At 62.1% G+C, this 21,169-nt stretch carries 20 protein-coding genes; 4 read left to right on the top strand and 16 right to left on the bottom strand.

Annotated features, from left to right (window positions below; all coding sequences use genetic code 11):
- Nucleotides 1–114: 114 nt before the first annotated feature.
- Nucleotides 115–1,032 carry a ketopantoate reductase family protein gene (locus AB6Q56_RS03170; RefSeq protein WP_434515739.1) on the bottom strand — a complete coding sequence of 306 codons (918 nt, stop codon included), beginning with the start codon at nt 1,030–1,032 and terminating at the stop codon, nt 115–117.
- A gap of 366 nt (nt 1,033–1,398) precedes the next feature.
- Here AB6Q56_RS03170 and AB6Q56_RS03165 point away from each other — a divergent pair, with 366 nt between their 5' ends.
- The 3 genes from AB6Q56_RS03165 (at nt 1,399) to AB6Q56_RS03155 (ending at nt 3,766) form a co-directional block, all read left to right on the top strand.
- Complete coding sequence (locus AB6Q56_RS03165) at nt 1,399–2,763, top strand: esterase-like activity of phytase family protein (RefSeq protein ID WP_434515738.1); 1,365 nt, start codon at nt 1,399–1,401, stop codon at nt 2,761–2,763.
- Entirely contained in the window at nt 2,764–3,453 is a 690-nt protein-coding gene (locus tag AB6Q56_RS03160) for a histidine phosphatase family protein (RefSeq protein ID WP_434515737.1), read from the top strand. It begins immediately after the preceding gene.
- A 127-nt stretch (nt 3,454–3,580) separates the two neighbouring features.
- Complete coding sequence (locus AB6Q56_RS03155; protein WP_434515736.1) at nt 3,581–3,766, top strand: hypothetical protein; 186 nt, start codon at nt 3,581–3,583, stop codon at nt 3,764–3,766.
- A 198-nt stretch (nt 3,767–3,964) separates the two neighbouring features.
- Here the strand turns inward: AB6Q56_RS03155 and AB6Q56_RS03150 are convergent.
- The 15 genes from AB6Q56_RS03150 to AB6Q56_RS03080 all read right to left on the bottom strand — a co-directional run bounded on the left by AB6Q56_RS03150 (nt 3,965) and on the right by AB6Q56_RS03080 (nt 19,976).
- Nucleotides 3,965–5,085, bottom strand: a protein-coding gene (locus tag AB6Q56_RS03150; RefSeq protein WP_434517116.1) for an IS3 family transposase whose coding sequence is annotated in 2 segments (ribosomal slippage) — nt 3,965–4,836 and nt 4,836–5,085 — 1,122 coding nt in all. Because the reading frame shifts where the segments join, the coding sequence is not laid out codon by codon here.
- A gap of 51 nt (nt 5,086–5,136) precedes the next feature.
- The gene (locus tag AB6Q56_RS03145) at nt 5,137–5,991 is read right to left on the bottom strand and encodes a tyrosine-type recombinase/integrase (protein ID WP_434515735.1); all 855 of its coding nucleotides are present in this window, start codon (nt 5,989–5,991) and stop codon (nt 5,137–5,139) included.
- Between the two features lie 130 nt (nt 5,992–6,121).
- Nucleotides 6,122–6,793: a glutathione S-transferase family protein gene (locus AB6Q56_RS03140; protein WP_434515734.1), complete on the bottom strand. Its 672-nt coding sequence runs from the start codon at nt 6,791–6,793 to the stop codon at nt 6,122–6,124.
- 14 nt (nt 6,794–6,807) lie between these two features.
- Nucleotides 6,808–7,506 carry a DNA alkylation repair protein gene (locus AB6Q56_RS03135; RefSeq protein ID WP_434515733.1) on the bottom strand — a complete coding sequence of 233 codons (699 nt, stop codon included), beginning with the start codon at nt 7,504–7,506 and terminating at the stop codon, nt 6,808–6,810.
- Nucleotides 7,503–8,846 (bottom strand): sigma-54-dependent transcriptional regulator, encoded by a 1,344-nt coding sequence (locus tag AB6Q56_RS03130; protein WP_434515732.1) that lies wholly within the window; start codon nt 8,844–8,846, stop codon nt 7,503–7,505. Before AB6Q56_RS03130 ends, AB6Q56_RS03135 begins: the two co-directional genes overlap by 4 nt.
- A complete protein-coding gene (locus tag AB6Q56_RS03125) occupies nt 8,839–9,201 on the bottom strand; it encodes a 5-carboxymethyl-2-hydroxymuconate Delta-isomerase (RefSeq protein WP_434515731.1) in 363 nt (120 codons plus the stop codon). The genes AB6Q56_RS03130 and AB6Q56_RS03125 overlap by 8 nt, the downstream gene beginning before the upstream one ends.
- Nucleotides 9,182–11,002, bottom strand: a complete 1,821-nt coding sequence (locus AB6Q56_RS03120; RefSeq protein ID WP_434515730.1) for a sensor histidine kinase — start codon at nt 11,000–11,002, stop codon at nt 9,182–9,184. Before AB6Q56_RS03120 ends, AB6Q56_RS03125 begins: the two co-directional genes overlap by 20 nt.
- A gap of 291 nt (nt 11,003–11,293) precedes the next feature.
- Nucleotides 11,294–13,462 (bottom strand): catalase/peroxidase HPI, encoded by a 2,169-nt coding sequence (katG, locus tag AB6Q56_RS03115; RefSeq protein ID WP_434517122.1) that lies wholly within the window; start codon nt 13,460–13,462, stop codon nt 11,294–11,296.
- Between the two features lie 496 nt (nt 13,463–13,958).
- Nucleotides 13,959–14,753 (bottom strand): ABC transporter ATP-binding protein, encoded by a 795-nt coding sequence (locus AB6Q56_RS03110; protein ID WP_434515729.1) that lies wholly within the window; start codon nt 14,751–14,753, stop codon nt 13,959–13,961.
- 2 nt (nt 14,754–14,755) lie between these two features.
- A complete protein-coding gene (locus AB6Q56_RS03105) occupies nt 14,756–15,568 on the bottom strand; it encodes an ABC transporter permease (protein WP_434515728.1) in 813 nt (270 codons plus the stop codon).
- Between the two features lie 7 nt (nt 15,569–15,575).
- Nucleotides 15,576–16,559 (bottom strand): ABC transporter substrate-binding protein, encoded by a 984-nt coding sequence (locus AB6Q56_RS03100; RefSeq protein WP_434515727.1) that lies wholly within the window; start codon nt 16,557–16,559, stop codon nt 15,576–15,578.
- Nucleotides 16,560–16,663: 104 nt separating this feature from the next.
- Nucleotides 16,664–17,647: a D-2-hydroxyacid dehydrogenase family protein gene (locus AB6Q56_RS03095; RefSeq protein ID WP_434515726.1), complete on the bottom strand. Its 984-nt coding sequence runs from the start codon at nt 17,645–17,647 to the stop codon at nt 16,664–16,666.
- Between the two features lie 8 nt (nt 17,648–17,655).
- Entirely contained in the window at nt 17,656–18,507 is an 852-nt protein-coding gene (locus AB6Q56_RS03090) for a DoxX family protein (RefSeq protein ID WP_434515725.1), read from the bottom strand.
- 67 nt (nt 18,508–18,574) lie between these two features.
- Nucleotides 18,575–19,573: a polysaccharide deacetylase family protein gene (locus AB6Q56_RS03085; RefSeq protein WP_434515724.1), complete on the bottom strand. Its 999-nt coding sequence runs from the start codon at nt 19,571–19,573 to the stop codon at nt 18,575–18,577.
- Nucleotides 19,574–19,661: 88 nt separating this feature from the next.
- Nucleotides 19,662–19,976, bottom strand: a complete 315-nt coding sequence (locus AB6Q56_RS03080; RefSeq protein ID WP_434515723.1) for a hypothetical protein — start codon at nt 19,974–19,976, stop codon at nt 19,662–19,664.
- 202 nt (nt 19,977–20,178) lie between these two features.
- On the opposite strand from AB6Q56_RS03080, the gene AB6Q56_RS03075 reads away from it, so the two are divergent.
- Complete coding sequence (locus AB6Q56_RS03075; RefSeq protein ID WP_434515722.1) at nt 20,179–21,138, top strand: LysR family transcriptional regulator; 960 nt, start codon at nt 20,179–20,181, stop codon at nt 21,136–21,138.
- Nucleotides 21,139–21,169 lie beyond the last annotated feature (31 nt).

Here is a 21,169-nt window from a genome sequence, read left to right as displayed (position 1 = left end):
CGGTTGCTTGGCAAGCCCAGCCCCCCGTCAAACCGGATAGGCGGGTCCGGAAAACACCCGGGGTTCGCGCCCCAAGCTACTCAGCGAACATCCGGAGCAGATCGGACAGCGGCTTCAAGCACGGGCTTTTTGCGCCTGCACCGCCATGTGCGTATGCGCCATGCGCATGAGCGGCATGCCCAGCCCTTGCGCCTCTCCCCGGCGCGCCATGGCGCCGAGAATATGCTCGTGCTCCGTGCGCTGCCCGGATAGCAGGTCGCGCAACATGGAGGCGGTAAAAGGCGATCCCTCGGCCGTCAGCATGCCGAGCGCCTTGTCTCTTGCGGCCTGGGCAACCGGATGACCGAAAGCGCCGGCGACATCGCCGCACTCCCGGTACATTTCCTCGGTGATTCTCTTTCCGTAAGGCGTCGCCATGATCTCGCCCACCGAGCCCCGGCACAGCGTGGTCATTCCGGCAAGGGCGGCGAGAAACACCCATTTGTCCCAGAGCACCTGCTCGATATCATCGGCCAGCACGCTATCGAAAGGCGCCTGCCCGCACAACTCCATGAAGGTGCGCGCCAGTTTTTCATGCGCCTCGTGGCGGGCACCCACGGTCAGGCTGTGCATGTCGGTCAGCTGCCGGATCGCGCCTTCGTCGGTCAAGGTCGCCGCGATGTGGGCGACACCGCCCATCACCCGCTGACGCCCAAAACGGGCATCCAAGACATCCAGATGATCCAGGCCGTTGAGGAAAGGCAGGATGACGGCCTGGCCCAGGCCATTTTCCAGCGATTGGATGGCATCGTCCAAATCGTAGGACTTCGGCGCCAATACGATCAAATCGTAATCGGGGGTCAGCGCCTCCGCAGTCACCGTCTTGGCGGGTACCGCGAAATTTCCGCGCGGCGTTTCGACACATAGGCCTTTCGCATCGATCAAAGCCTTGCGCTTAGGGCGCACCAGAAAGGTCACATCCGCGCCGACACGAATCAAATGCGCGCCAAAGTAACCGCCAACACCGCCCGCACCCAGAATCAGTATTTTCATGCTTTGCTTTTCCTTGAATTGGTTTCCACAAAACCGCTTGAGCGACGCCTGTAACCTGCTTTCCCGTTCCACGAAGGAAAAATCGCAACGGCTATCCGGCGTTATACGGCAGGCAGGAGGAAGTTGCCAGTGCTCGAACAACGTAGCCCCCCCACCGGCGCGATCGCAATGCACAGTGGCCGCCCCTGCTCCCGAGTATCAGCCAGCCGATCCGGGTCGCCAGCCGTCGGGCTCCGGCCCCGGCAGCACCTTGCGGCAGCTGAGCCTGCACGACGCGCCGGCTGAAATCTGCTTGTAAGGCCCGCTTAACCGTCCTGAAATACCGGGCACCTACGCTGTCCCCCTTTCAACCCGACAGCCCATGCCATGAAAAGAAAACAGCTCGCCCTGGCCATCCTGGCCTCATTCACCATGACCAGCGCAATGGCCGATCAGGCTTTTCCCGCCACCCTGGCCGGCCACGCCGTACTACCGGCCAAGACCTTCATCGCGCCACCGAAGGATGCGCCGGATAGCCTCAAGGTTTCCGGCAAGTACACCGGCCCGGAGAGCAAGCGGGTCGATGCGGTGGATAGCCTGCCGGGCAACTCCTATCTGTCCGACAAGGCCGTGCCGCGCCCGACCAATGTCTCGCTGCCGTTCAAGGGCCAGCCGGTGCAAGGCTTTTCGGGCATCCAGAGCAACGGCGACGGCAGCTTCTGGGTGCTGCAGGACAACGGCTACGGCGCCAAGAACAACAGCGCCGATGCCATGCTGATTTTCCACCGCGTCCAGCCGGATTGGCACAAGGGTGGCGTCAAGCTGCAAAAAACCGCCTTCCTGCACGACCCGGACCGCAAGGTGCCTTTCCTGATCGTCAATGAAGGTACGAAGCAGCGCTACCTGACCGGTGCCGATTTCGATATCGAGTCGATCCAGGTGATCGGCGATACCGTGTGGTTCGGCGATGAACTCGGCCCCTACCTGATCAAGACCAATCACCACGGCAAGGTTCTGGCCGTCTTCGAAACCAAGGTCGACGGCAAGACGCTGAAATCGCCCGATCATTTCTCGGTGACCACCCCGTCCACCTCCGGCGCGTTCACCACGGTCGCCCGCCGCTCGCGGGGCTACGAGGGCATGGCGGCCTCGAAGGATGGCCAGTTCCTCTACCCGCTGCTCGAAGGCCCGCTGTGGAATGCCGACGACAAGAAGTGGGAGCAGAAGGATGGCCGCGAATACCTGCGCATCCTGGAATTCAGCGTCGCCAAGGGCGAATGGACCGGCCGCTCGTGGAAGTACCTGCTTGAGCAGAATGGCAACAACATCGGCGACTTCAACATGATCGACGCCGACACCGGCCTGATCATCGAGCGCGACAATGGCGAAGGCCTGCCCGAACACGCCTGCAACGGCCCGGCCCGCCCGGATTGCCAGAACGTGCCGGCGAAGTTCAAGCGCGTCTACAAGGTCAGCCTGAAGGACGCCGACAGCGAAGGCTTCGTCAGGAAGATCGGCCACATCGACCTGCTCGACATCGCCGATCCGAAGCACGTTGCCCGACGCGGCGGCAAGGACGGCAAATTCACCTTCCCCTTTGTCACCATCGAGGACGTGGATGTCGTCGATGCCGAGCACATCGTCGTCGCCAACGACAACAACCTGCCCTACTCGGCCGCTCGCCAGCCCAACCTGCAGGACGACAACGAATTCATCCTGCTGCACGTCCCCGAACTCCTGAAGGCCCGCTAAATGAAGCTCAACGCCCAAACCTTCAAGCACCTCTGGCTGGTGCTGGCCCTCGCCGCCGGCAGTGCGCTGGCCGATACGCCGGTGCTCGACATCTACCTCGCCCGCCACGGCCAGACCGACTGGAACCTGGAAAAGCGCCTGCAAGGCGGTACCGACAACCCGCTCAACGAAACGGGTCGCCAGCAGGCCAAACAGCTCGGCGACAAGCTGGCCGGCGTGCCGATCACCGCCGTCTATAGCAGCGGCCTGGTGCGCGCCAAGGAAACCGCCGCGCTGGCCCTGCCCGCCGTCAAGGCGACGCCGCTTGCTGCCCTCTCCGAGCGCAGCTTCGGCAAGTTCGAAGACATGTACGAGGACGGTCGCGATGCCGCGATGACCGCCGAGTTCAAGGCGCGCGGCAGCCAGCCGGACGATGCGCTGGATGGTGGCGAGTCACTGAACAGCCAGGCGCAGCGCGTCGCCAAGGCCATCGACCAAATCCGCAAAGCGCACGCCAAGGGCAGCGTGCTGGTCGTCAGCCACGGCGGCGTCACCCCGCTAATCCTCGGCCACCTGCTGAAATTGCCGGTAGCGGAGGCGGTCGCCCGCATCAAGCAATCGAACGACGAGGTCTATCTGGTGCGCCTGATCGGCCAGCAGCCGCCGCAAGTGTTCAAGCTGATCACCCGCGAAACGCTGGAGCAACTGTAAGCAGCACGCGCTGGTGAAATGGCATTCCTCCCGGGAGTCAGGCGCTCGGGAAGAATGCCCTGCAGTCTGATGCGTCGCATGAGGAAGATGCCTCGGCCTATTACTGGCGGCGGGTGCCAGTCGCTGCTTGAGCAGCGACAAGCGCCTGCACCGCCTGTCGGATGGCACGCCGATGGTGCTGACAGCGGCCCGACGCCGACCGGATTGGTCAGTATCAGCCCAAATACGTCTCCAGCTGGAGCAGCCTGAAAAACGCCACGGGGATATCCGTATCTCTTATGCCAAGCCGTTGGATGCCAGCATCGAAAACTAGCCCTGTAGAGATACGACCGTATTCCGGCACACCTCTGTCTTTACGTTCAACCCTGTCGGAAATCTATCCTTGTGGACTTTCTGGCGGCGTCCTATTCTTGGCCACGTTTTCCAACATTTATACAGGAGCAGAGGATGGCTGAGGTGCCCCCGGTTTTAGTGCCAAGGGCGTTTTAGTAAAAGTCCTTGGGTTGTACCGTTAAAGACATTCTTCGGCGGCTGGCTGGGCAGAGGTGGTTGCCCGATGCTCGGCCGCGAACTCTGCCGGGGTTTGATAATTCAATGCGCTGTGCGGCCGATGCTGGTTGTAGTCCCGGCGCCAGGCGGCGATCAGGATACGAGCCTGTGGCAAGCTCGTAAACCAATAGTCATTCAGGCACTCATCTCGGAAGCGTCCGTTGAAGCTCTCGATGAACGCGTTCTGCGTGGGTTTCCCGGCCTGGATCAGTTTGAGCTGAACGCCATGCTGGCAGGCCCACTGGTCGAGCGCTTTGCCGGTAAATTCTGGTCCCTGGTCAGTTCGAATGGCCTTGGGGTAGCCCCGGAAGCGAGCCGCCTGATCAAGAACACGCGTAACGTAATGGCCTGAAATGCCGAAGTCGACCGCGAGATCGATGGCCTCCTTGCTGAAATCATCGACGATGGTCAGCACCTTGATCCGGCGGCCATTGGCCAGCGCGTCACTGACAAAATCCATCGACCAAACTTGGTTGGGCTCGGTAGGGCGTTCCAGTGCCTGCCGCTCAACAGCCACACCATGTCGCTTTTTGCGGCGCCGAACTGACAGACCGGCATCACTGTAGAGCCGATAAATCCGTTTGTGATTGGCTCGAACGCCCTCTCGCCGAACCAGCGCATGCAAGCGGCGATAGCCGAACCGGCGGCGCTCGCCGGCCAGTTCGACCAGCCTGGCTTGCAACTGCTCGTTCTCCGGCTGCGCCTTCGATACGTAATGCAGGACCGTGCGTGACAAACCCACCAGCTGGCAGGCACGGCGTTGGGAAATTGCTGTCGCTTTCCGCATCACCATGACTGACTCACGCTTTTGCTGGGGGCTCAGCGCTTTCGGCCCAAGGCCGCTTTGAGAGCTTCGGCATCAAGGATCGATTCGGCCAGTAGGCGTTTGAGCTTGGCGTTCTCGGCTTCCAGTTCCTTCAGGCGCTTCGCATCCGGAACTGACATGCCGCCGAATTTCGCCCGCCAGTTGTAGAACGAGGCGTCACTGAAGCCGTGTTGCCGGCACAGTTCCTTGATCGCCACGCCGGCTTCCGCCTGCTGCAAAAAACCGATGATCTGCTCTTCTGAAAACCGCTTCTTCAAGTCCATTCTCCTTCTCGAAAACGGACTTTACTAAATTGCCGGTGGCACTGATTACGGGGGGCACCTCAGGACGCCGGCAACGGTGCAATCAATCTCATAGGCTCGCCTTGCCCTGACGACTGACTTCCGCATCGCCTTGGAGAACCCTCGCGGCTCCAGACTGAACAAGCGCCCATCGAGTCGCCGAGGCATGGCTTGTAGCACCGCCAGTGCTTCGCTATTGAGCGGAACGACGCGATCCTCGCCGTTCTTGGTATCGCTCAGGTAGGCAAGGCGCCGGCCCAGATCAATGTCCTGCCAGCGTAGGCGAATGATCTCGCCTCGCAGCATTCCGGTAGCCACCGCCAGATGCAGAAAGTCCGGTAGCTCTCGGGTCTTGCTGTGCTGAATGATGGCCTCAATCTCCGCCTGGCTGATACGTCGCTTGCGCTCTCGTCCAGCAGGAGGGCGCTTGATCTGGCTGACCGGGTTGCTGACCGGGATACCCCATTCACGCGCAGCGACCTTGTAGGCGGCGCTGATAATGTTCAGTTCATGCCTGGCTGTTGCATCGGATACGACCTGCAATCGCCGATCCCGGTAGTCGGCAACCAGCATCGGTGTCAAAGCCACCAAGCTGTATTTGGAGATCCGGTCGCGCAAGATGACGCCGATCTTCCAAAGCTCTTCCCGATGGCCTTTGTGCTGTGGCGACACCTCTTTCCCATATCGCTCCAAAAGCTCAGCAAGCGTCATGCGCTCCGCTTCCGTGCGATGGACATAGCAGCCCATATCCAACTCGCGCTCAATGGCTCTAGCCCACTTCTCGCCGTCTTGCCGGAGCTTGAATGTTTTCACCACATAGGGGTAGCCCTGACGCCGAACCCGAACCTGCCAACCACCTGAACGCTGCGTGAATGTAGCCACCTGATTCTCCCGGAGGAACACAGGAGGGACAAACAGACAAACGCGTCAAAGCTCGAAATTGGAAACCCTTACCGGATCAGCGTCTCCGGGCGGCGTCGTTCCCCTGGCCACCGGGCTGATGGGCTGGTTCCTAACGCGGCCCGCCGTACTCGTCGGCGAGGGCGTCGTAGTGCGCGTGGGCCTCGCTTTCGCGGATGCCGGCCGCGTACCACTCCTGCATGGCGGGATGGGCTCGCATGGCTTCGCTATAGGCAGCGGCAACCGGCGGCAAGGGAACGTTGTAGATGTGCAGGCGCCAGACCACCGGCGCGAACATGGCATCGGCCACCGAAAAGTCACCGAACAGGTAGGGGCCGTCGCCCGAGGCGAACTGCGCCCGCGCCTCCTGCCAGATTTCGATGACCCGGTCGATGTCGCGTTGAACCGCGGGCGTCGGCGTCTTGCCCTTGAGCTTGAGCTTGAGGTTCATCGGCATGGCGGTGCGCAGGCTGACGAAACCGGCATGCATTTCGGCTGAAATGCTGCGCGCCCTCGCCCGCGCTTTCGGATCGGCCGGCCACATCTGCGGATGCCGCTCGGCGAGGTATTCGGCGATGGCGATGCTATCCCATACCTGGAAACCGTCGTCGTGCAGGCAGGGGACGCGGGCGTTTCCGGCCAGCGGCTTGAGCGCGGCGTTGTAGTCGCGCCCGGCCACCGAGACCATGTGCTCGGCGAAAGGCAGCCCGAAATGCTTCATCAGCAGCCAGGGGCGCAGCGACCACGACGAGTAGTTCTTGTTGCCGATATAGAGATCGAACATCTGGGGCTCCTTGGTCAGTTCAGGCCGGTAAGGTGCTTGGCCGCTTCGCGGCGGCTCAGGGATGACAGTACGCGCCCCGGAGCGTTCAGAAAATCGAGCACCGCCTGTGGTTCGCAGCGCGCGAAGTCGCGCAGCGCCCAGCCGATGGCCTTGCGGATGAAGAAATCCTCTTCACCGGCCAGCGCTTCGGCATAGGCGAACAGGCGCCGGCGGTCGGTTTCGCCGCGCCAGCCGAGCTGGTGCAGCATGGCGACGCGGCGCACCCACAGGTTGCCGTCAGCCAGTGCAGAATCCATGCTCCGCTGCGCATCCGGATCGGTTCGCCGCGCCGCGCGGACGACATCGCCGACGACGCCGGCCAGGCCATCGACGCTATCCCACCACGAGCGCAAGCGGACCAGTTCGAGCAGGGTCGCCAGATCGCCCTCGCCCAACTGACGAACCTGACGGGCCAGCAGATCGACGGCGACGTACTGGCACTCCCGCTCCGGCATGGCCCACAGGGCGCGCGCGTTGGCCAGGAGTTCGGCCGCCGTCTGGCGCGGCTTGATCAGGCTGGACACGGCCTGTCGGCGCAGCGGCGTGGGAATGCCGAAAAACGGGAATTGGCCGCGCAGGTAGGCCTGCATGGCCGGTGCCCGCTGCGCATCGGCCACGGCAAGCAGCGCCTGACGCACCCGGTCGGGCCAGGAAACAGGGTTTCCGTCGCTCATTCCGACCGGTAGCTGTCGGCGACGATGCCATGGCGCGTCAGCTTGTCGTAGAGGGTTTTCTTCGGCGTCTGCAGGCATTCGGCGGTGCGCGCCACGTTGCCGGCACACTGGCGCAGTGCGGCCTCGATGATGCTCCGCTCCGCCCTATCGACCTGTTCGGCCAGCGAGATGGCTGTAGCCGCCGGCGTCGCGGCAGTTCCCAGCGCATCGGGCATGCCCAGCGCCCAGCGCTCGGCCACGTTCTTCAGTTCACGGACATTGCCGGGCCAGTCATGTGCCGACCAGCGCGCCAGGTCGGCCGGCGTCCACGTGGCGACTGGACGCTTGAAACGTTCCGCCGCCTCGTGCAGGAACTGCGCCATGAGCAGGGCAATATCCTCGCGGCGCTGGCGCAGCGGCGGCAGGTCAAGGCTGACGACGTTGAGACGGTAATAAAGATCGGCGCGGAACTGGCCGGCATCGGACAGCGCCTTGAGATCGGCCTTGCTGGCGGCAACCAGCCGGCAATCGACGGGAATAGCCGAATTGCTGCCCAGGCGCTCGACGCTGCGTTCCTGCAGCACGCGCAGCAGCTTGACCTGCAGATTGAGCGGCATCGATTCGATTTCGTCGAGAAACAGCGTGCCGCCTCCGGCATGCTCGATACGACCGATGCGCCGCTTGCCGGCGCCGGTGAAGGCGCCCGCCTCGTGGCCGAACAACTCGCTTTCGAACACCGTCTCCGGCAAGGCCCCGCAGTTGATCGCCACGAAGGCGCCGCGCCGGCCGCTGGCCTCGTGGATGGCACGGGCGACGACCTCCTTGCCGCTGCCGGTCTCGCCGTTGATCAGGATGTCGACGCCGGTCGGCGCCAGGGTGCCGACCAGTTGGCGCAGGCGCTGCATGGCCGGCGACTGGCCGACAATGCGCCCGGCGCCGCCCTCGCCCTGGCCGGCGATGCGCTCCTTGAGCAGCCGGTTCTCGACGATCAGCGCCCGTTTTTCCAGCCCGCTGCGGACAGCGGCAATCAGGCGCTCGGAGGGAAAGGGCTTTTCGATGAAGTCGTGCGCCCCTTCGCGCATGGCCTCGACAGCCATCGCCACGTCGCCATGACCGGTCATCAGCAGCACCGGCAGTTCGCGGTCGAAACGGCGGACCTCGCGCAGCACTTCCAGGCCATCCTTGCCTGGCAGGCGCACGTCGCTGACAACCAGCGCCGGGTGAGCGGCGGCCAGCGCGACGAGCATGGCTTCGCCGTTGGTAAAGCCGCGCACGGCAATGTCGGCGAGCGACAAGGCCTGCTCACACCCCTTGCGGACGGCCACGTCATCCTCGACCAGGAAGACGAGCGGCTCAGCCATGCAGCACCGCCTTGGCGTAGCTCGGCCGATGCAGTTCTGCCGTCTCGACGCTGAGCTGCACTTCACCGACCTTCTGGCCAGCGACGAGCGGCGTCAGCGCAGCGAGCAGGCTGTCGGCCAGCGCCTTGCGCTCCTCGTCGGTGCGACCGGACAGCATGGCCACCCGGACATGGACGAAGGCGCGTGGCGTATCGTGGACACCTACCTGAAAATCGTCCAGGCCCAGGGCGCGACTCTTGATGTCGGATTCGCCGAACAGGCCTGAATCGAACATCGCTTCATTGAGCGCCGCGAGGGCTTGCACCGGGTCGAAGTCGGCCAGGTTGCGGGTGTATTCAAGCGTTAGATGCGGCATGGTTTTCTCCTGCGGCGGGCAGACGGAGCACGAAAATGGCGCCGCCGTCCGGGGCGTTGTGCGCGCTCAGCGTGCCGCCGTAACTCTCGGCAATGGTAAGCGAAATGGCCAGCCCCAGCCCGAGTCCTTCACCGGCCGGCTTGGTGGTGTAGAAGGCCTCGAACAGGTGCGAGCGCGCCTCGTCGCTGAGGCCCGGCCCGTGGTCATGCACGGCGATGCAGACCTGGCTTCCCTCGATACTGGCGGATACGTCCAGCGTCGGTTCGTTCAGCCCGGCCATGGCATCCAGCCCGTTGCGCAGCAGGTTGACCAGGATCTGTTCGAGGCGCCCGGCTTCGGCCACGCAGCACAGATCGGTCGGCGGCGGGACGATGGCGATGCGCGCACCGATCTCGCGCCGGCGGGGCTCGACGATCAGTAAGGCATGTTCGATGGCGGCGGCAACACCGACCGCCTGCGGCGTCGCCGCCTCCTTGCGGGCGAAAGTCTTGAGCTGGCGGACGATGCGTCCGGTACGCCCGACCAAATCGGAAATCATCCGCAGGTTTTCGGCGACTTCCTCGGTACGGCCGCGCGCCAGCAAGGCGGAGGCATTGTCGGCAAAAGTCTGCAGTGCGGCGAGCGGCTGGTTGAGTTCGTGACTGATGCCGGCCGACATCTGGCCCAGGGTTGCCAGCTTGCCGGCCTGTACGGCAGCATCGCGGGTTTCGCGCAGGATGGCCTTGGTGCGCTCCAGCGCGGCCACCTGCTCCGTCAGGTCGGCCGTGCGCTCGGCGATACGTTGTTCCAGCTCCGCGTAGACACGCCGCAACTCCTCCCGGCGCTGGCGGCGATGCCGGAAGTGGGCGGCCAGGCCGATCAGGAAGGCGGCGGCGAAGGCGACGGCAATCCCGCCGCCGAGCGCCACGGCACGCGCCTCGCCGGTATCGACGAACTGGACGATCTGCCAACCCAGGCTGCCGACCGGCCGGGCGTGGATCATCCGCTCGCGCGCCATCTCGCCCGGCAAAGCGATGCGGCGCAGTTCGCCGCCGTCGATTTCGATGGCTCTGTCGGCAAGCAGTTGCACCGGCTGGCTGCCGTATTGCTGCGTTTCCGCGAGCCGCGCCTTGACTGCCTCGTTCAGCGGCGCGAGGGCACGGTAACGCCACATGCGCTCGGATGCCAGGAAGACGACACCATCGCTGTCAGCCAGCAGCCGGGTGTCACCAACGCCGGACAGCGCCTGCTCCATGCTCTCCAGGCCGACCTTAAGGACGATGACGCCGAGCACCCGGCCCTGCTCGCGCACCGATGCCGCCAGGAAATACCCCGGCTCGCCGGTGGTGACACCGACACCATAGAAACGGCCGAATCCGCCTTCCAGCGCATCGCGAAAATAGGGGCGGAAGGCGTAGTTGTGGCCGACAAAGCTGCGCGGAAGGCGCCAGTTGCTGGCGGCCAGCGTCTTGCCCCGTGCGTCGATCAGGAAGGCCACGGCAACCGACGCCCCCTGCTGCGCAGCCTCGAGATAGGCATTGGCGGCAGCTTGCCGCCGGGGATCGTTCGGCTCGCGGAGCAGCGCGGCCAATGCGGGATCGAGCGCGAGCAGGCCGGGCAGCGACTCGTGCCGGGCCAGCGTAGCTTCGATCGACAAGGCGAAGGCATCGAGGCGCTGCGCCGCCAGATGCCGCTCGCTGTCCAGATGACTGTTCAGCAGCAGGCGGTAGGCCAGCCAGCCGAGCAGCACGCAGACAAGCAAGGCGGCCAGGGATAGCCACAGGGTACGGTGGGGGCGAATGACGGCGTCCGAGTTATTCACGCCGCCATCCTACCGGTTTGCGTACCGCTCAGTCGACGGCCTCCCGCGTCATCCCGGCGGCGGCACATGGCGCCGATCACGCTTGCCCCTGCCGGCCGTGTCGTGGACAACTCGGAGACCCGCATCAACAGCGAACCGCCGGCCTGTTCGTTGTGCGACTCAGGCCTCGGCACGAAAGAGCCAACAGGACGGGGAAATTTCGATCCTTTCGTTTCGATCCCTTTCGTCATGCCCTCCGGGTTTTCCGGAGGGCATGACGCCCCGGTTAAGACAGGGCGCCTGGAGCACGAATTACGGGCGTCGAGCCGTTCCGGCATCTTTGTCGAAACGATCCAGTTCCATGACCTTGGCCCAAACCTTGACGAAGTCCTTGGCAAACTTCTCCTTGGCGTCGTCGCCGGCGTAGTATTCGGCCACTGCCCGCAGTTCCGAGTTGGAGCCGAATACCAGATCGACCGGGGTCGCGGTCCACTTGACCTTGCCGCTCTTGCGGTCATGCCCTTCGTACAGACCTTCTGACGACGCCTTGGACCAGACGGTGGACATGTCCAGCAGATTGACGAAGAAGTCGTTAGTCAGCGTTCCGGGATTAGCGGTAAAGACCCCGTGCTTGACCCCGCCGGCGTTGGCGTCGAGGGCACGCAATCCGCCGACCAGGACGGTCATTTCCGGGACACTGAGCTTGAGCAGGTTGGCCTTTTCGACCAGCATCTCCGCCGGAGACAGGCGCGCTTCCTTGCTGTAGTAATTGCGGAAGCCATCGGCCTTGGGTTCAAGCACTGCAAACGAATTGACATCGGTGCTTTCCTGCGAGGCGTCCATACGTCCCGGCGAGAACGGCACCTTGACGTTGTGACCGGACTTCTTGGCCGCCGATTCGATTGCCGCCGATCCACCCAACACGATGACGTCGGCCAGCGAAACCTTCTTGCCGCCCTTGAGACCCGCATTGAAGTCTTTCTGGATGCTTTCCAGCTTGCCTAGTACCTTGCTCAACTCTTCAGGCGTGTTGGCCGCCCAGTCTTTTTGGGGCGACAGGCGAACGCGCGCGCCATTCGCTCCGCCACGCATATCCGAACCGCGGAAGGAAGCGGCCGATGCCCAGGCAGTACGGATCAGTTCCGCGTTGCCGAGCCCCGAGGCAAGAATGCGCGACTTCAGGGTCTCCGCATCTCGCCCATCGATCAGTTTGTGGTTAAGCGCTGGAACCGGGTCTTGCCAGGAGAGCGCCTCCTTGGGCACATCGGCACCAAGATAACGGGAACGCGGGCCGAGGTCACGGTGCGTCAGCTTGAACCAGGCCTTGGCAAATGCCAGTTCGAACTCTTTCGGATTCTCCATGAAGCGTCGCGAAATCTTCTCGTAGGCCGGGTCGAAACGCAGCGACATGTCTGTGGTAAACATGATCGGCGCGTGACGCTTGTCCTTGATATGCGCGTCGGGAACCAGCGCTGCCGCCGCGGGGTCGGACGGAATCCATTGGATGGCGCCCGCCGGGCTCTTTGAACGAACCCAGTTCCATGAAAAGAGATTGGACAGGTACTGGGTCGTGAATGCCGTCGGACTGGAGGTCCAGGCCCCTTCCAGACCGCTAGTGATCGTATCCTCGGCATTCCCCTTGCCGCATCTGTTCTTCCAACCCAAGCCCTGATCTTCGAGCGGGGCACCTGTCGGGTCCGCGCCAAGGCACTTCTCCGGGTCATGCGCCCCGTGCGCCTTGCCAAACGTGTGGCCACCAGCGATCAGGGCCACCGTTTCCTCGTCGTTCATCCCCATGCGACCGAAGGTATCGCGAATGTCCTTGGCGGCGGCAAGCGGATCTGGGTTTCCGTTGGGGCCTTCCGGATTGACATAAATCAGGCCCATCTGCACGGCGGCAAGCGGTGTTTCGAGCTTGCGGTCGCCGTGATAGCGTTCGTCGCCAAGCCACTTCGATTCCGGCCCCCAATAGACGAGGTCTGGCTCCCAGTCGTCGGCCCGGCCACCCGCAAAGCCGTAGGTTTTCATGCCCATCGACTCCATGGCTACGGTACTCGCCAGCACCATCAGGTCTCCCCAGGAAATCTTCGCTCCGTATTTTTGCTTGACCGGCCACAACAGGCGCCGCGCCTTGTCGAGACTGACGTTGTCCGGCCAGTTATTGAGCGGATCGAAACGCTGCTGGCCGCCATCCGAACCGCCGCGACCATCCAGCGTGCGATAGGTGCCGGCACTGTGCCAGGCCATGCGAATGAAGAACGGGCCGTAGTTGCCATAGTCAGCCGGCCACCAGTCCTGCGAAGTGGTCAGGGTCGCCTTGATGTCGTTCTTTACCGCATTCAGATCCAGCGTCTTGAACGCCTTGGCATAGTCAAAACCCTCTTCCATCGGATTTGAAGAGGCGTTGTGCTGGCGCAGCGGCGAAAGATCGAGTCGATTGGGCCACCAATCCTTGTTGGTCAATGGCGCCTTGTTCGCCATGGTATTGGCTGCTTGTAGCGGCGGCGTAGCGACAAGCAATACGGCGGACAGCCCGGCACAACTGAGCAAACGCCGTGTGAAAAAGGGAATATGTTCCATGAATCGCTCCTTTGGGATTGTTGTGAGGTGTTGCCCATTCAGGCTAGCGACCATGGGTATGACAGGGAAATTGAAAACTGCAATTTTCGCGATAGCCAATTTTCATGACAGGAAGATTCAGATTTTTCGTCACGGCGACCGCGGTACTCCGGTATTCGCTGGAAAGAGCGCCTCCGGGATAGGCTGCCCAGCTGCGCAGGCCGGACGAAGGTCGCCCCCCCAAGCGCGCCGTCACAAGCGAAAGACATCAATCAAAACGACAAAGGCCGGAGCCCGTCAAAAACCTTGCTTTGACAGGCTCCGGCAAACGGGCTTGGGCTTCTCGTTGGTCTGGGCGAAACAGCCCCCACTTCGTTTTACCCACAGCCCGCCGTCATCCGGCTTGCTTGTGCTGGACTCAGTCGACGGCCGCCATTTTCATTTCATCATTGGCATGACGCTGCTGCTCCTCCATGACCAGCCTGCCGAGTTCGCGCTTGAGGTCGTTGAAGGCGGCCGACGACGGGTCGCGCGGTCGTGGCATGGCCACCCGCTGGTCGCGCTTGACCGTGCCCGGCCGGTAGGTCATGACCACGATGCGGTCGGCCAGGTAGATCGATTCCTCGATCGAGTGCGTCACGAACAGGATGGTCTTGCCCAGCTTTTCCCAGATGCGCAGCAGTTCGTCCTGCAGGTTGCGCCGGGTCAGCGCATCGAGCGCGCCGAAGGGTTCGTCCATCAGCATGATCGGTGAGTCGAGGGCGAGTACGCGGGCAATGGCGACGCGCTGGCGCATGCCGCCGGAGAGGTCTTTCGGGAAGCGGTCGCGGAAGTCCTTGAGGTGCAGCAGGTCGAGTAGTTGGTTTACGACCAGGTCGATTTCGGCTTTGTCCTTTTTCTGGACTTCCAGTCCGAAGGCGATGTTCTGGCCGACGGTCATCCACGGGAAGAGCGCGTATTCCTGGAAGACCATGCCGCGGTCCGGGCCGGGTGACAGGATTTTCCGGCCGTCGATGGTGATCTCGCCGGCCGAGGGGGGCTGGAAGCCGGCGACGGCGTTGAGCAGGGTGGATTTGCCGCAGCCCGAGGGGCCGAGCAGGCAGACGAATTCGCCGGGCTGGATGGTGAGGTTGATGTCTTTTAGCGCGACGACGTCCTTGCCCGGGGTCTTGAAGATTTTCTGTACGTTGTTGATCAGGATGGGGCTGCTCATGCTTAGTGCTCCAGGCCGCGGTGCCAGCGCAGCAGGTGGTTGTTGAGGCGGCTGACGGCGGTGTCGATGAAGAGGCCGAGCAGGCCGATGGTGATCATGCCGGCGATGATCTTGTCGGACCACATGAATTCGCGGGCTTCGAGGATGCGGAAGCCGAGTCCGTCGTTGACGGCGATCATTTCGGAGACGATGACGACGATGAAGGCGGTGCCGATGCCGATGCGTACGCCAGCCAGGATGTAGGGGGTGGCGGCGGGCAGGATGACGCGGGTGAACATGGTCCATTGGCCAACGCCGAGGTTGCGTGCCGCGCGCAGGTAGATGCCGTCGACCTGACGCACGCCGGCGATGGTGTTCATCAGGACCGGGAAGAAGGCGCCGATGGCGATCAGGAAGAAGGAGGGCGGGTTGCCCAGGCCGAACCACAGGATGGCGAGCGGGATGTAGGCGATGGGCGGGATCGGCCGCAGGATTTGCATCAGCGGGTTGAACAGGGCGTAGATGCGGTTGCTGGCGCCCATCAGGAGACCGATCGGCAGGGCCAGACCGGCGCCGATGAGGAAGCCGGCGATGACGCGGTAGAGGCTGGAGTAGGCGTCGTGCAGCAGTTCGCCGGAGAACAGCCAGGCGAGCCAGGATTGGCCGATTTCCTGTTCTTGCGCCGGGAGCAGGTAGGCCCACCATTTGGCGGCGACCGCCGTGGGGGCCGGCATCACGACGGCCGAGAACAGGCCGGCTCGCGAGCAAGCTTCCCACAGGATGAGTACCAGTACCGGAACCAGCGCGCCTTGGGCGAAGTCTTTCAGTTTCTGCATCGCCGTCTCACTTCACTTTCAGGTCGGCCTTGGCCTTTTGCAGCAGGTCAAGCTTCACCCATTCCGACGCCTTGGGCGGTTTGCCCATCTTGCCGGCACCGTACTTCGCCATGTAACCGGTAATCACGTCGACATGGTCCAAGGTCACATCGTAGGTGTATTGCGCATTCTCCATCGCATCCTTGAAGTCCTGCGACGTCAGCTGCCCCTTGAACAGTTGTTCGCGCACGTACTTTTCGGCCAATCCCATGTCCTTGTTGAACTGGACCGTCGCATCGACAAAGCAGCTAATGACGCGCTGCGCCACGTCGGGCTTTTCCTTGTACATCTTCTCGGTCATGACCAGCAGGCGCGACGGGCTGCCCATCGGCGAGTTGTAGGGTTTGGTGATCTCGATGCCGATTTTCTTGCTGAGCGCCTGGGTCGCCTGCGGTTCGGCCTGGTTCATCGCATCGATCTGCTTGGTCAGCAAGGCGTTGTTGAGATCGGCGAAGGCGAGGAAGACGATCTGCACATCCTTGCCAGGCTTCTCCGACCAGGTCAGACCTGCCTTTTCCAGTTCGCCGTAGAGCATCAGTTCCAGGGCCGTGCCGCGCGTCACGGCGACTTTTTTGCCTTTCAGGTCCTTCATGCTTTTGATGCCGCTGTCCGCACCGGCAATGATCCGCGCGCCACCGGTCGAAAAACCGGCCAGGGCATAAATCGGCACGCCGTTGGAGCGCCCGGAAACAGCCGCTTCGGAACCGAATGCGGCGAGATCGAGATCGCCGGAAATGATCGCCGGCAGCATGTCGGTCCCCTTGAGGAAGATGCGCTCATCAACCTTCAAGCCGTATTTGCCGCAATAGTCCTTCATGTACGACACGGCGCCGTAGTGCGCCAGCTTGAGATTACCCAGGCGAACGACATCCTGGGCCTGCGCGGGGGAAGCAAGCAGCAAGCATGCCGCGCCGGCAAGGCCGAACGCGGTGCGCGATATTTGATTTTTCATTTTTGTCTCCATAGAACTTGAGGGAAATTGCCAGACTGGATAACACGGATCAGCAGGAAGCCGGACTATTCGTATAGCCGGCAGGGTGAATCGGCAGCGAACGATCAAGCCGTTCTACGCCGCTCCCAGACCTCGGGATTGAGAAGATTCATCGGTTCGCCACGCTCCCAGGCCAAGGCCTGTTCGATGGCGAAATTGAAATACGCCTCGTAGGTATCGCGCTCGACATAGCCGATATGCGGGGTGCACAAGGCATTGGGCAACTTGAGCAAGGGGTGGTCGGCCCCATGAATGGGTTCGCGCTCATAGACATCGATTGCCGCGAACCCGGGGCGGCCGGCCTGGAGCGCGGACGCCAAGGCGCCTTCCGCGATCACTTCGGCGCGCGAGGTGTTGACCAGAATGGCCGTCGGCTTCATCAAGTCCAGGTCGCTGGCCGAGATCATCCCGCACGACGACGGCGTGAGGCGCAGATGAATGCTGAGCGCATCGCAACGGGAAAAGAATTCCCGCCGATCGGCGACCACCTCGAACCCATCTTCCCGAGCGCGCCGGCTTGAGTCGGGGCGCTCGCCCCAGACCATGACCTTCATGCCGAAAGCCTTGCCGAAGCCGGCTACCGTGGAACCGATCTTGCCGTAGCCGGCGATGCCCAGGGTGCGGCCACGCAGCGAAACGCCCAGTGTCGTCTGCCATTGACCGGACTTGAACCGTTCAGCCTCGACAACGATATTCCGCGCACTGGCCAGCAGCAGGCCAAAGGCGAGTTCGGCGGCGGCATGGGTGGCGCTACCTTCGGCGGCGACGGGAATGCCGCGTGCCGTGCATGCCGCCAGATCGACATGATTCGCGGCCCGCCCGGTCTGGCTGATGAATTTCAGATTGGGCAAACGCTCCAGAAGACTGGCTGTGATGCGGGTGCGCTCACGCACCAGGAGGGCGACATCGGCCTGCGCAAAACGTTCGGCGATCGCCGCCTCGTCCGTCAGCGTATCGCGATGGATGCTCACTTGATGTCCATCCAGTTTGCTGAAGCAGGAAAGATTGCGGATGCAGTCCTGATAGTCGTCTGAAATAACGATATTCATGTTGTGCCTTAAGAGAGCGGTTGGTGAAGCGCCACCGCACCGTGCTTTCCGGCGCGACGAATGCGGTCCAGCGACAGCGTCCCGCCGCCGAGCACCACGAATACCGCGACCATGACCGCCCAGAAAATCCCGAATTCCCATCCGCCATTGGGCAGAATCCAGATATAGCCGATGGGAAAGTGCTCGCCCCACAGCATCGAGAAGAACAGAAAGGACGCACCGATCAAGGCGGCAAAGCGCGTAAATAGCCCCAGACACAAACCGATCCCTGCGACCACTTCGGAGATTCCGCCGAGCACGACCATGGCCGCAGCCGGTTGCAGGCCAATACTGCCGAAATAACTTTCGAAAATGGCGAACTGGGCCGGCCCCGCAAAGATATGACCGCTGAAGTGTGCGATGAACATCATGCCGACATAGTTCCGTATGAAAAACAGGCCCCATGTTTCATCGCTTACTGGCCCCCAGGGGGTATTTTTCCGGTTGCTGCGGATGAAATCGGCGATCCATAGGACCAGCACCAAGGCCAACGCGGTCGCGGCCCACATCACGCCGGGCACGCCAGGCCCCGTTTCAGCAAGCAACAACGGGTCGTTGGTCATATTGGCACCACCCTCAGGACGGAAGGTGCCGTAGAGACGGCCAAGCACCAAGGCGGCGAACAGCGCGCCGACAATGGCAAACAAGCCATGGCGACGTGCCAGCACGAGGGCGACGCCCAGCGCGACAAGCCAGCCGACGGCCGAGGCCGAGAACCAGGCAGTCACCGTTTCACTGGCAATGAATTGAAGGGCAAGCACGGCGGTGCAAGCTGCAAGCGCCACGCCTATCCAGTAGAGCGATTTTCCGATTGAAGTCACATCTTGCTCCTTGTCGCCGGAAATTCCCCGGACGGCATGCACGCCGTCCCGGGGAGCGGCCATTCGATCAGTAAGACTTGCTTGGTACGCCGGACATGGACAGCGCCCATTTCGCGATCTGATCCTTGCGCACGAAGACGACGCCCGGATGCTTCTTAGCGTAAGCGAGGAAATCGCCCAGTACCTTGACCCGTGCCGGTGTTCCGCCGATCCGGTCATGTGTCGAGATCGACATCATCCGGCGCCGCACGCCGGCTTCGGCGTACAGTTGGTCGAATTCGTCCTTCAACTCCTGGCCGAATGCCGATGCGTTCATCGGGCCTTCCGCCCCAAAGCGGGCGATATCGTTATTGCGCAAGGTGTAAGGAACAATTGCAAACGGTTTGCCATTGACCTGGGTAAGCATCGGTTCGTCGGCCGACACGTCGTCGATGTGGTAAGTAAATCCGAGTTCCTGCAAAATCCCCAGCGTGCGCGGCGTACCCCGCATCCAGAATGCGTTGTAACCAACGGGACGGGTTCCGGTAGCCTTGACCAAGGCATCGATGTTGGCTCGATACGACTCGCGCTCCTGCGCCGGCGTCATGTTCCAGTGCGGCGTCCAGGTATGCCCGTGAGCCGCCGCCTCGTGGCCGCGATCGACGATTTCCTTTGCCAGTTTCGGATTCAATTCGACTGCGCGACCGACCATGTGCGAGGTCACCTTGACGCCATGCTTGTCCCACAGATCGAGCAGGCGCGGCACGCCTTCGCGGGCGCCGTATTCGAACCATGTCCGGGCCGGCAGATCGGGGACATCGTCGGTCAGGTTGGGGAAAGGCGAACCATTGTCTCGTTCGCTCTGCGCGCCTGCTTCGAATTGCATCGAAACCGAAATGACCAGGCGGATGCCATCCGGCCAAAATTTACCTTTGCCACCCGGCATGGCGGCTGTGCCGCTGGCGGCGGAGGCATTGCCGGATACGGCGGCGACGCCGGCAGCCGCGATGGCCGCAGCCGAACCGCGCAGGATTCGGCGACGGGAACCGTCGACGGTGGCGATGAGCGGAGTATTTGCGTTTTTCATGGTGATTTTCCTTCGAGGGTTGCGGGAAAACTAGGGCTATCCAGGATGAGCGGTCCGCCTTGTCATTTCGCGGATCTGAAGTGGCGAATCACGCCGCTTCCGGAGCGTTCCAGTGTCGTTTCAGGTAATCCTGTTTGGGGAAGGGTTGCAGGAACACGCAGCACTGGACCCACTGCGCCGGGCCGGCAGCATCGATTGCCCGCCCGAGGTGATCGAGAACCATTTGGCTCATTGCCTGCTGCATTTCTGCCGGTCGCGGATTGGTCAGCACCAGGGTTGCCACGACTTGCTGGGCGCTCGGGGCGTCCGCCGATACCGAGACGGCGCAGGGATGAATACGCGACTTGAGATCGCTCAGTTTGGCCCAGCCTTGCCCGGCCAACTCTCTGTGCAGCTGGTTCAAGACATGGGGCCAGTCGATTAAATCGATAATTCCTGAGCTAGCTTCTATACGGATATGGGGCATGTTCGTTCTCGGACAGTCGAATGAGAAGAAATTCAAATCGGAAACTCATGACGGGTCATGCATTGACAGGGCTCAGTATCAACAATAGGATTTACCTAGGTCAATTCGCTTTTTTATCTAATTGAAATCGGAAATTCCTATGGAGAAAATTAAGTATCGCGACCCGCTCGAATTGATCTCGCTCCGCCAATTGCGCTATTTCAGCGCCGCGATGGAATGCGCCACCTTCAACGAAGCCGCGAAGTCATGCTCGATTTCGCAGCCAGCCTTGTCGGAGCAAATCGCCGGGCTTGAGCAAACGATGGGGTTGAAGTTGTTTGATCGAAGCGGTGGGCGCGCCAAACCGACGCAGCCGGCCATCAAACTTCACCAGCAGATATCGGCTTGCCTTGGCGATCTCCAGGCGGTGCTGCGAGGCAGTAATGATCGGGCCGAAAAACTTGGCGGCCTGGTACGTATCGGCCTGGTTCAATCCTATGGCGAATGCTGGGTTTTGCCGGTTGTCAGGAAGGCACAGGATCGCTTTCCGGAATTGTCGGTATCCCTAAGACGACGCAGCGCGCAAGCCCTGATTGACGGTGTTCTGCGGGGCGACTTCGAGCTGGCGGTGACATTCGATCCCGAACCCTATCCCGAGCTGGATATTGCAAAGTGCTTTGTCGAGCCGTTCGTGGCCATCGGCAATACGCCACACAACGGTGACAGCATCGATCTGGCAAGCTTGGCTCAAGGGAAATTGGCATTGCTGCCAAGTGATTACAAGATGCGACGGCAAATAGATTCCGCCTTTGCCAAGGCCGGCATCAAACCCTGCATTCATCTTGAATCGGATGTCCTGTCGGATCTAGGCGACGCAGCCCGACACGGCGCACTGACCGCTATTTTGAATGCCATGGCAGCCGTCAGCCTGGGCATGGTCGACCTGGCCAAACCGATTGCAGCACCAGGTTTACAACGTTCGGCCTATCTGATCCGTTCACGCAAGCGCTATCACACCATCGCGTCTCTGTACCTCTGGGATGCCTTGCAACAGGGCATCCCGACGTTGCCAGCATCGCTGCTACCGGGCAATGCTCAACCCCACGGTGAGGTAGGCTGAAGGAAACAGAGCCCAATGTTTTTGACTATTC

Origin of the sequence: Dechloromonas sp. ARDL1 (assembly GCF_051122455.1) — a bacterium.
Classification (GTDB): Bacteria; Pseudomonadota; Gammaproteobacteria; order Burkholderiales; family Rhodocyclaceae; genus Azonexus.
The sequence above is the reverse complement of the archived record's forward strand: the minus strand, read 5'-3'. Positions and strand labels throughout refer to the sequence as shown.

Bases quoted from the DNA above. Each gene is read 5' to 3' on its own strand.
- AB6Q56_RS03170 (WP_434515739.1), bottom strand. From the start codon at position 1,032: ATGAAAATACTGATTCTGGGTGCGGGCGGTGTTGGCGGTTACTTTGGC.
- AB6Q56_RS03165 (WP_434515738.1), top strand. From the start codon at position 1,399: ATGAAAAGAAAACAGCTCGCCCTGGCCATCCTGGCCTCATTCACCATG.
- AB6Q56_RS03160 (WP_434515737.1), top strand. From the start codon at position 2,764: ATGAAGCTCAACGCCCAAACCTTCAAGCACCTCTGGCTGGTGCTGGCC.
- AB6Q56_RS03140 (WP_434515734.1), bottom strand. From the start codon at position 6,793: ATGTTCGATCTCTATATCGGCAACAAGAACTACTCGTCGTGGTCGCTG.
- AB6Q56_RS03135 (WP_434515733.1), bottom strand. From the start codon at position 7,506: ATGAGCGACGGAAACCCTGTTTCCTGGCCCGACCGGGTGCGTCAGGCG.
- AB6Q56_RS03130 (WP_434515732.1), bottom strand. From the start codon at position 8,846: ATGGCTGAGCCGCTCGTCTTCCTGGTCGAGGATGACGTGGCCGTCCGC.
- AB6Q56_RS03125 (WP_434515731.1), bottom strand. From the start codon at position 9,201: ATGCCGCATCTAACGCTTGAATACACCCGCAACCTGGCCGACTTCGAC.
- katG (WP_434517122.1), bottom strand. From the start codon at position 13,462: ATGGCGAACAAGGCGCCATTGACCAACAAGGATTGGTGGCCCAATCGA.
- AB6Q56_RS03110 (WP_434515729.1), bottom strand. From the start codon at position 14,753: ATGAGCAGCCCCATCCTGATCAACAACGTACAGAAAATCTTCAAGACC.
- AB6Q56_RS03105 (WP_434515728.1), bottom strand. From the start codon at position 15,568: ATGCAGAAACTGAAAGACTTCGCCCAAGGCGCGCTGGTTCCGGTACTG.
- AB6Q56_RS03100 (WP_434515727.1), bottom strand. From the start codon at position 16,559: ATGAAAAATCAAATATCGCGCACCGCGTTCGGCCTTGCCGGCGCGGCA.
- AB6Q56_RS03095 (WP_434515726.1), bottom strand. From the start codon at position 17,647: ATGAATATCGTTATTTCAGACGACTATCAGGACTGCATCCGCAATCTT.
- AB6Q56_RS03085 (WP_434515724.1), bottom strand. From the start codon at position 19,573: ATGAAAAACGCAAATACTCCGCTCATCGCCACCGTCGACGGTTCCCGT.
- AB6Q56_RS03075 (WP_434515722.1), top strand. From the start codon at position 20,179: ATGGAGAAAATTAAGTATCGCGACCCGCTCGAATTGATCTCGCTCCGC.